The sequence below is a fragment of the Rhizobium sp. NLR10b genome (assembly GCF_019685435.1).
Lineage (GTDB): Bacteria > Pseudomonadota > Alphaproteobacteria > Rhizobiales > Rhizobiaceae > Rhizobium.
In genome coordinates, this window is record NZ_JABDWV010000022.1 from 1 (window position 1) to 12,938 (window position 12,938).

The following is a 12,938-nucleotide window of genomic DNA, read 5'->3' on the forward strand; positions in this document are numbered from 1 at the left end:
CGGGGCCTTGATCATGGCCGCAGGCGGCCTCGTCTCGCTGAGTGATCGGCGCCTGCGCGTCGGCGCCCCGCGGAGAAAGGCCAAGGCCAAACCGGCCGCGCCTGCCATGGAGCCGGCGGAATGATGCATTTCTCCCGTCTCCTCGTCGCCGTGTTCCTGTTCTTCGCACCCGTTTCCGCCTTCGCCGTCAATCCCGACGAGGTGCTGGCCGATCCGGCGCTGGAGGCTCGCGCCCGGGCGCTATCGGCCGAACTGCGCTGCATGGTCTGCCAGAACCAGTCGGTCGACGATTCCAATGCCGAGCTCGCCAAGGATCTTCGCTTGCTGGTGCGTGAGCGCATCAGGAACGGCGACAGCGATGAGGCGGTGCTCACCTACATCGTCTCACGCTACGGCGAGTTCGTGCTACTGAAGCCGCGGTTCAGCATGAGGACGGTGTTGCTCTGGGGCGCCCCGGTGCTGCTGATCCTTGCCGGCGGCGTGTCGCTGCTCGTCTTTGCGCGCAAGAGGAGAGGCCGGCCGACTGGAAGCAAACTGACGCCGGAAGAGCAGGCGCGGCTGAGCGAGCTTTTGGATAAGTAACGTCTGACTAGCGATCCTTCGTCGCGATGGCTCGGATTCGCGCAAGCAGAGATCACAAACATTACCAACTTTTCATTGGCCGGACAGTTCGCAGTAAGGTGCCGCGTCCTATATCTTAAGTCATCGACTGATCCGGCGTCGCCGGTCTGAAGGTCTAAGAACAAGAGAAGGTGCTCCAATGCTGAAGAATTTCAACGGACGTCCGTCCCTCGCCACTGTGCTCAAGGCTTCTACCGTCGCCGGTATCGCAGCCGCTGTGCTCGCAACCGGCGTTCCGCTCGAAATCACCCGGTCTTACGCTGAAGCTGTCAAGGTTCAGGCGCCTGCCGTGCCGAGCTTCGCCAATGTCGTCGATGCCGTTTCGCCCGCCGTCGTCTCCGTTCGCGTCGAAAACCGCGTCAATCCCGTCGCCGACAATGACGGCTTCGCCTTCGATTTCAACGGCCGCGGCTTCGACGATCTGCCCGACGATCACCCGCTGAAGCGCTTGTTCCGTCAGTTCGGCCAGGATCCGAACGACCAGCAGGGCGGCCACCAGCGGCGCTTCGGCCAGAACGGTCCGGGCGGCCCGAATGGTCCCGGCGGCAAGGGCCGTCTGCGTCCGGTCGCTCAAGGCTCCGGCTTCTTCATCTCCGAGGACGGCTACATCGTCACCAACAACCACGTCGTTTCCGATGGTCAGGCCTTCGTCGCCGTCATGAATGACGGCACAGAACTCGACGCCAAGCTGATCGGCAAGGATCCGCGCACCGATCTCGCCGTGCTGAAGGTCGACGGCAAGGGCAAGAAGTTCACCTATGTCAACTGGGCCGACGACAACAATGTCCGCGTCGGCGACTGGGTCGTCGCCGTCGGCAACCCCTTCGGCCTCGGCGGCACCGTCACGGCCGGCATCGTCTCGGCCCGCGGCCGCGATATCGGTTCCGGTCCTTATGACGATTACCTGCAGGTGGATGCGGCCGTGAACCGCGGCAACTCCGGCGGCCCGACCTTCAACCTCAACGGCGAAGTCGTCGGCATCAACACGGCGATCTTCTCGCCCTCGGGCGGCAGCGTCGGCATCGCCTTCGCCATTCCGGCCTCGACCGCAAGGGACGTCGTTGCTGATCTGATGAAGGATGGCCAGGTTTCCCGCGGCTGGCTGGGCGTGCAGATCCAGCCGGTGACCAAGGATATCGCCGAGTCCATCGGACTTTCCGAGCCGAGCGGCGCTCTCGTTGTCGCCCCGCAGCCCGGATCGCCGGGTGACAAGGCCGGCATGAAGGCCGGTGACGTCGTCACGGCGCTCAATGGCGAAACGATCAAGGATGCCCGTGATCTCAGCCGCCGCATTGGTGCGATGCAGCCGGGCAGCAAGGCCGAGCTTTCGGTCTGGCGCGCCGGCAAGGCCCAGTCGCTCACGGTCGAACTCGGCACGCTGCCGGCCGATCAGAAGGATGCCAATGCCGATGACAACAACAATCAGCCGCAGCAGCCTGAGGCACCGGCTTCCGAGAAGGCGCTTGCCGATCTCGGTCTGACGGTTGGCCCCTCCGATGACGGCAAGGGCTTGGCGATCACCGGCATCGATCCCGACTCCGATGCCGCCGACAAAGGCATCAAGGAAGGCGAAAAGATCACCTCCGTCAACAATCAGGAGGTCTCCACCGCCGCCGATGTCGTCAAGGTGCTGAACCAGGCCAAGAAGGACGGCCGCACCCGCGCGTTGTTCCAGATCCAGTCCAGTGAAGGAAGCCGTTTCGTCGCGCTTCCGATCAACGGCCAGGGCTGATCCGCAAAGAAAACCGGAGCCGTGCGGACCGAGGTCCGCGCGGCTCGTTTCTTCTGACCTTTCAAGGATGATCGTGATGAGCGCTGCCCCGCAGCAGGATGCTTTGAGCCTTGCCGAAACCCAGCCGGTGGGTAATGTCGGCCGCATGAAGATTCTCATCATCGAAGATGATCTCGAAGCCGCGGCTTACCTCACGAAAGCCTTTCGCGAGGCGGGCATCGTCGCCGATCACGCCAGCGACGGCGAAGCCGGCTTGTTCATGGGGTCGGAGAACACCTACGACGTCATCGTCATCGACCGCATGCTGCCGCGCCGAGACGGACTTTCGGTCATCAGCGAGTTGCGTCGCAAGGGCATTCACACGCCGGTCCTCATCCTCTCGGCGCTCGGCCAGGTCGATGACCGCGTGACCGGCCTTCGTGCCGGCGGCGACGATTACCTGCCGAAGCCCTACGCTTTCAGCGAGTTGCTGGCGCGCGTCGAAGTGCTCGGCCGCCGCAAGGGCACGCCGGAGCAGGACGTCGTCTATCGCGTCGGCGATCTCGAACTCGACCGGCTCTCTCACGAGGTGCGCCGCGGCGGCAAGGAAATCCCGCTGCAGCCGCGTGAGTTCCGCCTGCTCGAATATCTGATGAAGAATGCCGGTCAGGTGGTGACCCGCACCATGCTGCTCGAAAACGTCTGGGACTATCATTTCGACCCGCAGACAAATGTCATCGACGTCCACGTCTCGCGCCTGCGCTCGAAAATTGAGAAGGACTTCAGCCAGCCGCTCCTCAAAACCATTCGGGGCGCGGGGTACATGATCAAGGATGAGGGATGAGCCGCTTCAGGGTTCTCTTCAAGTCCACTGCAGTCCGCCTTTCGGCACTCTACATTCTGCTCTTCGCCATCTGCGCCGCGACGCTCGTCTTCTATGTGACGGCGATGTCGGAACGGCTGCTGACAGGCCAGATCCGCGACGCCGTCCGGCAGGAGGTGGAGCAGGTGCAGCGCGCCTACGATACAGGCGGCATGAACCTTCTGCTGCGCACGATGGAACGGCGTGCCCGTCAGCCCGGGGCCAATCTCTACATCATTGCCGGTCCCTCGGGCGATATTCTCGCCGGCAACGTCGCATCGGTGCAGCCCGGTGTCTTCGAGGAGGTCGGCTGGACCTCGGCTCCCTTCTCCTATCAGCGTTATACGGACGGCGGCGGTGTCGAGCGCCGGCACAAGGCGATCGCCAACATTTTCGTGCTCGACAACGGCTTGAGAATTCTCGTCGGCCGCGATCTCGGCGATCCCGAGCGTTTCCGCCTGCTGGTGCGCCAGGCACTGATGGTGGCTTTGGCGATCATGGGGCTCGGTGCGATCATCATCTGGTTCGGCATCGGCCGCAATGCGCTGAAACGCATCGACCGCATGTCGGATGCGAGCAAGAAGATCATGGCGGGCGATCTGTCGCAGCGCTTGCCGGTCGGCGGATCCGGCGACGAATTCGACCGCCTGTCTATGTCGTTGAACACCATGCTCGAACGCATAGAGAAGCTCAATGAAGGCCTGCGGCAGGTCTCCGACAACATTGCCCATGATCTGAAGACCCCCTTGACGCGGCTGCGCAACAAGGCCGCCGATGCGCTCGATATGACAGATGGCGACACACGGCGTGCGGCGCTGGAAGGCATCATTTCCGAATCGGATCAACTGATCCGCACCTTCAACGCCCTGCTGATGATCTCCCGCGTCGAGGCCGGATCGGTCGCGGCGGAAATGTCGCCGGTCGAGCTTTCGGCCATTGTCTCCGACAGCGCCGAGCTTTACGAACCGGCGGCCGAGGAAGCCGGGCTCGGCCTCAGCGCCAGCGTCGAGCCCGGTGTCGAGGTACAGGGCAATCGCGAGCTGATCGGCCAGGCGATCTTCAACCTGCTCGACAATGCGATCAAATATTCCTCCGATACGGAAGGAGCAGGTGTGGTGTCGCTGAAGCTTGCCCGCCGCCCGGACGGCATCTGCTTGTCGGTGTCTGACCACGGGCCGGGCGTTCCGGCCGACAGACGCGACGACGTGGTGAAGCGCTTCGTTCGCCTCGACGAGAGTCGTTCAAAGCCGGGTACAGGGCTCGGGCTTTCTCTGGTGGAAGCCGTCATGGAGCTGCATAACGGTCGGCTGGAACTCTCCGACACTGATCCCGACAAGCCGGAACAGCGCGGATTGACCGTCAGCATGATCTTCCCGGCCAAGGCTGCCTGAAGTCCCGAATTGCGATAGGCTGAATCGCGTATTGGCGGTTTTCCGCCGGGACCCTAAGTTAACCCGGAACGAAGGCGACGACCGCGATTCCAGGTAATCGCCTCTTTTTTTGCAGAGCCAGGGAGAGCGCATGCTGACGAAATCGACGCATGGCCTGAAGGATGTCGCCGAAGGGCTGCTGCGTCCGCTGAGCCAGACGGAGCTGAAGCTGGCGCTGGCCGATCTTCAGGAGGCGAGCAAAAGCGAGCCCACGGTGGCCGCAATGCTGAAGACGGAGGGGCCTTTGCGCGATTTCGTCGCCGCCGTGCTGACGCTGTCACCCTACCTGCGCGAAATCGTCAATCTCGATCCGGCCGTCCTCGCCGGCGCCATCAGCAAACCGCTGGAGCCGCAGATCGAGGCGCTGATCGCCGAGGCGCGAAGCTCATGGCGGCCGGATGGCGAGGGAGCGGCGCCGGTGGAATCCATGGTGATGACCAGGCTGCGCATCGTCAAGCGCAAGGCCGCTTTCCTCGTTGCACTTGCCGATCTCTCGCGCATCTTCGACAGCCGGACGACAACGGCCTGGCTGAGCGCGCTTGCCGAAGCCTCGGTCGCAGCCGCGATCGACCATCTGCTGCTCACGGCGCATGAGGGCGGGAAGCTCAGGCTGCGCGATCCGGCGAAACCAAGTGAGGGCTCTGGCCTGATCGTTCTCGGCATGGGCAAGCTTGGCGCGTCCGAACTCAACTATTCCTCCGATATCGATCTCGTCGTTTTCTTCGACGAACAGGCCGGCATCGTGCCCGACCCGGATGATGCGATCGAGATCTTTCCCAGGATGATGCGCCGGCTGGTGCGCATCCTGCAGGAGCGCACGGCGGACGGCTATGTCTTCCGCACCGATCTGAGACTGCGTCCGGATCCCGGCTCGACGCCGCTGGCGATCCCGGTCGACGCGGCGATGATCTATTATGAGGGCAGGGGCCAGAACTGGGAGCGGGCGGCCTTCATCAAGGCGCGCGCCGTGGCCGGAGACCTTGCGGCCGGCGCGGAATTCCTGCGCGGGCTGTCGCCTTTTGTCTTCCGCAAATATCTCGACTACGCGGCGATATCAGATATCCATTCGATCAAGCGGCAGATCCACGCGCATAAGGGTCACGGCGCGATCGCGGTCAAGGGCCATAATGTCAAGCTCGGCCGCGGCGGCATCCGTGAGATCGAATTCTTCGTCCAGACGCAGCAGCTGATCGCCGGCGGCCGCATGCCGGCGCTGCGCGGCCGGTCGACGGAGGAGACACTCGGTGAACTCACCAAGGCGAAATGGATCGATGCGCAGACGCGCGACGAACTGACGGAGGCCTATTGGTTCCTGCGTGATGTCGAGCATCGCATCCAGATGGTGCGCGACGAGCAGACGCATCTTCTGCCGGAGACCGATGCCGACTTGAAGCGCATCGCCTTCATGATGGGCTTTACCGACACGCCGAGCTTCTCCGAAAGGCTGGTCGGCGTGCTGAAGACGGTCGAGCGTCGCTATGCCCGCCTGTTTGAGCAGGAGACCAGGCTTTCCACCGAAACCGGAAACCTCGTCTTCACCGGCCAGGGCGACGACCCGGATACGCTGGAGACGCTGAAGAAGCTTGGCTTCACCAGGCCATCCGACATTTCCCGCGTCATCCGCACCTGGCATTACGGCCGCTATCGCGCGACGCAATCGGTGGAGGCGCGCGAAAGACTGACGGAGTTGGGGCCCGAACTCCTTCGCGTCTTCGGCGAAAGCAAGCGTGCCGATGAGGCGCTGCTGCGCTTCGACAGCTTCATCTCGGGTCTTCCGGCCGGCATCCAGCTCTTTTCGCTGCTCGGCAGCAATCCGGCGCTCCTGTCGCTGATCGTCAACATTATGTCCTCGGCGCCCCGGCTGGCCGAGGTGATCGCCGCCAAGCCGCATGTCTTCGACGGCATGCTCGATCCAGGCCTGATGGCGGAGCTGCCGACACGCGACTATCTCGGCGAACGCCTGAAGGGCTCTCTTGCCCAGGCCCGCCACTATGAGGAAGTGCTAGACCGGCTGCGCATCTTCGCCGCCGAACAGCGCTTCCTGATCGGCATCCGCCTGCTCACCGGCGCAATCAATGGCGCAATGGCCGCTCGCGCCTTCACCCATCTCGCCGATCTCATCGTCGCGGCCGCACTCGATGCCGTGACGAGCGAGATGCGGGCTGCGCATGGCGATTATCCCGGCGGCCGCATCGCCATCTCAGGCATGGGCAAGCTCGGCAGCTTCGAGCTGACGGCAGGTTCCGACATCGATCTGATCCTGCTCTATGATTATGACGACGCGGCTTCCGAATCCGATGGGCGGAAGCCGCTCGATGCGACGCGTTATTTCACTCGCATTACCCAGCGATTGATCGCCGCCTTGTCGGCGCCGACCGCCGAGGGCGTGCTTTACGAGGTCGACATGCGGCTGCGCCCGTCCGGCAACAAGGGCCCGGTCGCCACCCGCATCAATGCCTTCGGCAAGTACCAGCGCCAGGAGGCCTGGACCTGGGAGCATATGGCGCTCAGCCGCGCCCGCCTGATTTCGGGCGATGAAAGCCTGATTGCCGAGGCGGAACATATTATCCGCGAGGTGCTGACTTCGGATCGCGACATCGCCAAGGTGGCGCATGACGTTGCCGAGATGCGCGAACTGATCGACAAGGAAAAGCCGCCATCCGGTCTCTGGGACTTGAAGCAGATCCCCGGCGGCGTCATCGATCTCGAATTCATTGCCCAGTACCTGGCGTTGATCGCGCCAACGAGGGGCGTCGGGATTGCCGTGAACGGCAAGAGCACCGGCGAGGCTCTTAAGCTGCTCGGCGACCGGCTGATGTCGGCGGCCGATCTCGACACATGCCTGGAAGCCTTTGCGCTCTACACCAGTCTTTCACAGCTGATCCGACTCTGCATCGAGAGCGAGTTCGACCCGAATGACGCGCCTGCCGGCCTCATCGAGCTCGTCTGCCGTGCCGGCGACTGCCCTGACATCAGAACCCTTGAGGGAGAGGTGAAGCGGCTTTCGAAAGCAGTGAGAAAGATATTCGTCAAAACCGTGAAAGCTTAGACATCATCCGGAATACGCAGCGAGATCACTGTGCCCACCGCCTCGCGGGAGCGGATCTTCATGCGGCCACCGTGCAGCGAGGTCAGCGAGCGCGAGATGGCAAGCCCGAGGCCGGAGCCGCCCTTGCTCTTGGCGTATTGGCTCTGCACCTGTTCGAACGGCTGGCCGATCTTTGAGAGCGCTGAACGGGGAATGCCGATGCCGGTGTCGGCGATGGTGACGAAGACGGCGCCGTCGACGCGGCGCGTGCGCACCGCGATGCGGCCGCCATTGTCGGTGAACTTCACCGCATTGGAGAGCAGGTTGAGCAGCACCTGTTTCATCGCCCGGCGGTCGGCCGTCAGCGTCAGGCCCGACGAGATGCGCTGTTCGATGACGATGTTCTTTTCGGCGGCCGGAATGGCGGTGAAACGCAGGCTTTCTTCGATCAGCGGCACGAGGTCGATGCGCTCGCAGTGCAGCTTCAAGTGGCCGGCCTCGATCTTCGACATGTCGAGAATGTCATTGATGACGTTGAGCAGATGTTTGCCGCTGTCATGGATATCGCGGGCATATTCGTCGTATTTCAGCGAGCCGAGCGGCCCGAACATCTGGTTCTGCAGGATCTCGGAGAAGCCGAGGATCGCGTTGAGCGGGGTGCGCAGCTCATGCGACATATTGGCGAGGAATTCCGACTTCGCCTTGTTGGCGGCTTCGGCGCGCTCCTTCTCCGCCTGGTAATTGGCGTTGGCCGTCGATAGCTCGGCCTTCTGAAGCTCCAGCGTCTGACGCGAGGCGGAGAGATCGCCGATTGTCGCCATCAGCCGGCGTTCGGATTCGCGCAGCCGCTCCTGATGACGTTTCATCAGCGTGATATCGGTGCCGACCGAGACCCTGCCACCGTCGCGGGTACGTCGTTCATTGATCTGCAGCCAGCGCTCGTCGGCAAGCTGCACTTCCGTCGTGCGCCCCGAGCCGTCGGCATCGGCGACCCGCCGCTCGATGACGGGGCGGGCGGCGGCTGCGTTGACGATGGAGCGCTCGGTGCCGGGTACCAGCACGTTGTCCGGCAGACCATAGGCCTGCTGGAAATGGGTGTTGCACATGACGAGCCGGTCGTTCTTGTCCCACAGCACGAAGGCTTCGGAGGTGCATTCGATGGCGTCGGCGAGCCGCTGGTCGGCTTCCGCATAGCGCTGGGCGAGCCGATGCTGTTCAGTCACGTCCATGGCGATGCCGATCAAGTGCATGCGGCCGGAATTGCTGCGGATCACCTGGGCGCGGGCGCGCATCCAGACATAGTGGCCGCCGGCGTGGCGCATGCGGAAGATCTGGTCGACCTGGCCGGAATGTCCGTTGGCGATGGCGCGTGCGATCTCGTAGAGCCCGCCGTCATCCGGATGCATGAGCCGCGCGGCCTCGCCGAAGCCCATCGTCTTATCGGATCCCGGCAGGCCGAGCATGTCATACATCGAGCGCGACCAGAAGAATTCGCGGTTCTCGAAATCGAAATCCCAGAGGCCGCAGCGGCCACGCGACAGCGCCGTCTCGACGCGCAGATTCGACTCCAGGAAGATGTCGTCGGCATCGCGGGCGCGTTTCACCTGGGTGTAATAGGCGTAGAGGATAACGAGCAGGATCGAGGATATGCCGGCAAACAGCGTGACGTTGAGCGCCAGCTCCTCGCGCCAGACCTGGCTGATCTCCTCGAGCGAGGTGGCGGCGACGATATAGCCGCCGGCATTGCCCATCAAAGTGATCTCAGCATAGTGCGGCACGCCGCCAATCGTAGTTTCGATGACGCCGGCACGATCGCCGAAACGCCGGATCGCCGATACCTCCGGGAAGAAATCGCCGACATTGCTGCCGACATGCGAGAGCCCGGCGGTCGTTGCGGCGAAAACCTTGCCGCTGGCCTGCACCAGCAGCACGAAAGCACCGCTGTCCAGTCGGTCCTGCGGCAGGTACTTGGTGAGGCGGGTCTGCGCCTGGCCGATATCGCCGCTGTCGAAAATCTGGGCCGCATCGGCAAACACGGCCGAGGCTGTTGACGCCGAGAGTGCTGTGGCATGGCGGGCGGAAGCCTCAAGTCGGGCATACTCGCTCGCCATGCCGAAGAAATGCGAGGCGGCGACGACGGAGAGGAAGGCGATGATCAGCGCCGGAATGGTGCGCTTCAGGATGAGCTCCGCCTTCGGCAGATGACGAAGGAGCGGTTCCGATGTCGCGTGACCCGAAAGGCTGTTTCGCCAGGCTTTCAGCCCGTCAAAATCGACACGCAGCCGTCCTCCGGCCACGGTTGCCCGCCGCACGTCCATCATCTCTTCGCCTTGTCCCTCGTGTGATTCGCGCGCCGCTCGCCCGAACCTGACCTAGAGAATCACGGGTGATTCGCCTTGTCCAGAGGCAAAGGTAAAAAACCGTTAACTATTTAAATTTCTGTATTTTTTGCGCTATTCTAATCAGCCGGCCGGCTGGCCGTCAGCATCCTGCGCGGCCGCCGGTTCGGCAAATCACCCCTTAAGCGTGCGCTCCACAATGTCGCGCACGTCAGTGGAAAGGTTGGGCGCCTGTTCGATCCTGCTCAATGCGGCGCGGGCATGATCGGCACGTGTTGGCTCCAGCGAGCGCCAGGAGCGCATCGATGTCAGAATGCGGGCGGCAAGCTGCGGGTTGCGTTCGTCGATTTCAAGAATCTCGCCGGCGAGAAAACGATAGCCTTCGCCGTCGGCACGGCCGAAGCCGGTCGGATTGGCAAAGGCGAAAGTCCCGACCAGTGCCCGCATCCTGTTCGGATTGGTCCGCCTGAAGAGCGAATTCTCCATGAGGGCACGCACCCGTTCCAGGGTCTTGGCGCCTGGAATGCCGGCCTGAATGGAGAACCATTTGTCGATGACGAGCGCGTTTTCTGCGAAGCGGTCGCGGAAGGTGGCCAGCGCCTCACCCGTCTCTGCACTCTCGGGAAAATGATGAACGAGAAGCGTCAGCGCATGGCTGAGATCGGTCATATTGTTGGCCGCGTCGAAGGCGGCCTTGGCGCGAGCCGGCGTCTGCTCGGCATAGGTGAGATAGGTGAGGGCGCTGTTGCGCAGCGCGCGCAGGCCGGCGCTTTTTGCATCCGGGCTGAAATCGTTTGATGTTGTCATTGCGGCGTAGAGGCCGGCAAAGACGTTCTTTCCGGCATCGGCGATCTGTTTCAGGATCGCCTGCCGGCCGGCATGGATGGCATCGGGATCGATGTTGCCGCCGAGTTCGCGGGCAATATCGGATTCGCTCGGCAGTGCCAGCGCCTGGGCGCGGAAGGCGGGCTCGAGGCTCTCGTCGGCGGCAGCCGCAATCAGCGTCTCGACGAAGGTCGCCTCGCAGGCGACGGGCTTGCCCTCACGCGCGTCGCGGGCGGCCTTGAGAAGGTTCGGCAGCGCCAGGTCGGTCAGCGCCTGCCAGCGGGCGAAATGATCCGTCTCATACCGGGCGAGGCGAGCAAGATCGGCCGGGCTTTGATCGAAATGCAGGTTGATTGGCGCCGAGAAGCTGCGGTTGATCGAGACGACCGGACGCGAGCCGATGCCGTGGAATACCGCCGTCTGCGTGCGGCCGGTCAGGTGCAGCACCTCGTCGGCATATTCGGCGCCGCTGACGGAGCTCGGCTCAATCTTGCCGCCGTTTTCGCCGAAGAGCGCGAGGCTAAGCGGAATATGCATCGGTTCCTTGCTCGAATGGCCGGGTGTCGCCGGGACCATCTGTTCGAGCGACAGGGTGAAGGTGCCGGCCGCCGGATCATAGCCGCCCGATGCGGTGACCAGCGGCGTGCCGGCCTGATGGTACCAGAGCGAGAATTGCGTGAGGTCGCGCCCGCTTGCATCCTCGAAGCATTTGACGAAGTCCTCGATCGTCACGGCTTGGCCGTCATGGCGGTTGAAATAGAGGTCCATGCCCTTCTTGAAATCGTCCCTGCCGATGAGCGTCGCGATCATCCGCGTGACTTCGCTGCCTTTCTCGTAGACCGTCCGCGTGTAGAAATTGTTGATCTCGCGATACGTCGTCGGCCGCACCGGATGGGCGAGCGGGCCGCCGTCCTCCGGAAACTGCTCGGATTTCAGGTGACGCACGTCGGCGATGCGCTTGACCGGGCGCGAGCGCTGGTCGGAGGAAAATTCCTGGTCGCGATAGACCGTCAGGCCTTCCTTGAGGCACAGCTGGAACCAGTCGCGGCAGGTGATGCGGTTGCCGGTCCAGTTGTGGAAATATTCATGCGCGATGACCGCTTCGATATTGGCGTAGTCGGCATCGGTCGCGGTCTCGGGATCGGCAAGGACATATCTGTCGTTGAAGACGTTGAGACCCTTGTTCTCCATTGCCCCCATGTTGAAGTCGGAGACAGCGACGATCATGAAGATGTCGAGATCATATTCGCGCCCGAACCGCTCTTCGTCCCACTTCATCGAGCGCTTCAGCGCATCCATCGCATAAGCTGCGCGGGACTCCTTGCCGTGTTCGACATAGATCTTCAGCACCACTTCGCGGCCAGACATGGTGGTGAAGGTGTCTTCGACGACGCCGAGATCGCCGGCAACGAGGGCGAAGAGATAGCTTGGCTTCGGATGCGGGTCGAACCAGGCGGCGAAATGCTTGCCGGGGCCGTAGCCGGCGCCGCCGAGAAAGTTGCCGTTCGACAGCAGCAACGGGTTGGCGTCCTTGTCGGCGATGATGTTGACCGTGAACGGTGCAAGCACGTCGGGCCGGTCGGGGAAATAGGTGATGCGGCGGAAGCCTTCCGCCTCGCACTGCGTGCAGTAGATGCCGCCGGTGCGATAGAGGCCCATCAGCTGGGTATTGGCTTCAGGATTGATGATCGTGGTGATCGTCAGCTCGAAGGGAGCGCTCTCCGGCAGGTCGCGGACCGTCAGGCTTTCCGGCGTCGCGTCATAACGTGAAGGGTCAAGCTCCACCTGGTCGAACAGCAGCCCCGCCAGTGTCAGCTCGTCGCCGTCGAGCACGATCGGCGCCGCAATGTCGGCGCCCGGACGACGATGAAAGATGAGACGCGCTTCGACCTTCGTCTCCGTCGGATCAAGTTCGAATGTCAGGTCCACGCGTTCCAGCACGAAGTCGGTGGGACGGTAATCTGCCAGGTGAATGACCTGGCCGTTATCTGTTCGCATGGTGTTTCCTGAAGACCGTTATTTGACAACCGCGGATACAGAGGCGGGCGCACTCTGCCTAAATTGCCGGGCATGATTACATTAAAGTCTGAACTAAAGTTAAAGCAAATTGCCCGCGAACGCG

At 62.8% G+C, this 12,938-nt stretch carries 7 protein-coding genes; 5 read left to right on the forward strand and 2 right to left on the reverse strand.

Annotated features, from left to right (window positions below; genetic code table 11):
* Positions 1-120 precede the first annotated feature (120 nt).
* The 5 genes from HJB91_RS27585 to HJB91_RS27605 all read left to right on the forward strand — a co-directional run bounded on the left by HJB91_RS27585 (position 121) and on the right by HJB91_RS27605 (position 7,673).
* Complete coding sequence (locus HJB91_RS27585; protein WP_221124541.1) at positions 121-582, forward strand: cytochrome c-type biogenesis protein; 462 nt, start codon at positions 121-123, stop codon at positions 580-582.
* Positions 583-760: 178 nt separating this feature from the next.
* Positions 761-2,353 carry a Do family serine endopeptidase gene (locus HJB91_RS27590; protein ID WP_210628569.1) on the forward strand — a complete coding sequence of 531 codons (1,593 nt, stop codon included), beginning with the start codon at positions 761-763 and terminating at the stop codon, positions 2,351-2,353.
* Positions 2,354-2,420: 67 nt separating this feature from the next.
* The gene (locus tag HJB91_RS27595; RefSeq protein WP_405047691.1) at positions 2,421-3,176 is read left to right on the forward strand and encodes a response regulator transcription factor; all 756 of its coding nucleotides are present in this window, start codon (positions 2,421-2,423) and stop codon (positions 3,174-3,176) included.
* Complete coding sequence (locus HJB91_RS27600) at positions 3,173-4,585, forward strand: HAMP domain-containing sensor histidine kinase (RefSeq protein ID WP_210628568.1); 1,413 nt, start codon at positions 3,173-3,175, stop codon at positions 4,583-4,585. The genes HJB91_RS27595 and HJB91_RS27600 overlap by 4 nt, the downstream gene beginning before the upstream one ends.
* Before the next feature lie 130 nt (positions 4,586-4,715).
* Positions 4,716-7,673, forward strand: a complete 2,958-nt coding sequence (locus tag HJB91_RS27605) for a bifunctional [glutamine synthetase] adenylyltransferase/[glutamine synthetase]-adenylyl-L-tyrosine phosphorylase (RefSeq protein ID WP_221124542.1) — start codon at positions 4,716-4,718, stop codon at positions 7,671-7,673.
* Here HJB91_RS27605 and HJB91_RS27610 read toward each other — a convergent pair.
* Both HJB91_RS27610 and pepN read right to left on the reverse strand, forming a co-directional pair.
* On the reverse strand, positions 7,670-9,973 hold the full coding sequence (locus HJB91_RS27610; RefSeq protein ID WP_210628566.1) for a PAS domain-containing sensor histidine kinase: 2,304 nt from the start codon (positions 9,971-9,973) through the stop codon (positions 7,670-7,672). The two genes, HJB91_RS27605 and HJB91_RS27610, sit on opposite strands and share 4 nt — an antisense overlap.
* 192 nt (positions 9,974-10,165) lie before the next feature.
* Positions 10,166-12,814, reverse strand: coding sequence for an aminopeptidase N (gene pepN, locus HJB91_RS27615; protein ID WP_210628565.1), 2,649 nt, complete (start codon positions 12,812-12,814; stop codon positions 10,166-10,168).
* Between the last annotated feature and the right edge of the window lie 124 nt (positions 12,815-12,938).

Excerpts from the sequence above, each read along its gene's own strand:
- HJB91_RS27595 (WP_405047691.1), top strand. The coding sequence starts at position 2,421 with ATGATCGTGATGAGCGCTGCCCCGCAGCAGGATGCTTTGAGCCTTGCC.
- HJB91_RS27590 (WP_210628569.1), top strand. The coding sequence starts at position 761 with ATGCTGAAGAATTTCAACGGACGTCCGTCCCTCGCCACTGTGCTCAAG.
- pepN (WP_210628565.1), bottom strand. The coding sequence starts at position 12,814 with ATGCGAACAGATAACGGCCAGGTCATTCACCTGGCAGATTACCGTCCC.
- HJB91_RS27600 (WP_210628568.1), top strand. The coding sequence starts at position 3,173 with ATGAGCCGCTTCAGGGTTCTCTTCAAGTCCACTGCAGTCCGCCTTTCG.
- HJB91_RS27585 (WP_221124541.1), top strand. The coding sequence starts at position 121 with ATGATGCATTTCTCCCGTCTCCTCGTCGCCGTGTTCCTGTTCTTCGCA.
- HJB91_RS27610 (WP_210628566.1), bottom strand. The coding sequence starts at position 9,973 with ATGATGGACGTGCGGCGGGCAACCGTGGCCGGAGGACGGCTGCGTGTC.
- HJB91_RS27605 (WP_221124542.1), top strand. The coding sequence starts at position 4,716 with ATGCTGACGAAATCGACGCATGGCCTGAAGGATGTCGCCGAAGGGCTG.